Below are 875 nucleotides of genomic sequence, written 5' to 3'. Positions count from 1 at the left end.
CATCTATAAAAACACTCACTTAACCTTACAAGCTGGTGCCGTTATAAGGCGCGGCTTTGTAGGTTCTATGATCGTGAACGGGGATAAAGACGATCAGACAAAAGGTTATAACGGCCACGGAAACATACTGATTGATGGTCAAGGGGTGTTTGATAGCGCAGGTGGTGAAATCAAAGAACAATGTTCAGTCATAGGTTTTGCACATGCTGAGCGTATCATCATCCGGGACATTACAATAAAAGATGTGTGCGGCGGCCATGCGTTTGATTGTGCAGGTAATAAACACGTATTAATAGAGAATGTATGGTTTAAAGGCTTCGCTGATTATAAAGGCGACAGATGGTTTTCTGCTGCGATTCAGCTAGACTTGATGAGATCGGCGGGCAACTTCGGCGCCTTTGGTGCTTATGACCAAACTGTCAGCAAGCATGTTATTATTCGAGACTGCTATTTCAGCAGATCCGAAAGCTTAAAAGGATATGCACGGGGGATAGATTCTCACACCAGCACAGATGGCTTTTGGTATTCTGATATTCGTATCGAAAACAACGATTTTGAAGATACGACCGAGTACGCAATATCAGGAAACAAATGGGAAGACGTTTTAATAAGCCGAAACCGATTTAAGAATTGTGCATCTGGAGTGAGGCTCATGCTTCCAAGGGTTGAGTCGGTCTACACACAAGACGCGAACGGCAATCCTACTAACAGGGTCAACAAGGTAAAGCGTCTTTCAGTCAAAGATAACACTTTCACCAATATCAAAGAGCGTCATGCCATTCAGGTATATGGCCGTAAAGGGATTCAAAAAATTGACGACGTGGATGTTTCCGGCAATAAAATCAATGGCGTAAAGGTCAAGCATGCTATCCATT

1 protein-coding gene is annotated in these 875 nt (G+C 43.3%); it reads left to right on the top strand.

What is annotated here, in order from left to right:
• Positions 1-875: glycoside hydrolase family protein (locus BA70_RS18860; protein WP_193352357.1), on the top strand; the 875-nt coding region annotated here is incomplete at both ends.

Origin of the sequence: Bacillus zhangzhouensis (genome assembly GCF_000715205.1) — a bacterium.
Classification (GTDB): Bacteria; Bacillota; Bacilli; order Bacillales; family Bacillaceae; genus Bacillus; species Bacillus zhangzhouensis.
The sequence above is the reverse complement of the archived record's forward strand: the minus strand, read 5'-3'. Positions and strand labels throughout refer to the sequence as shown.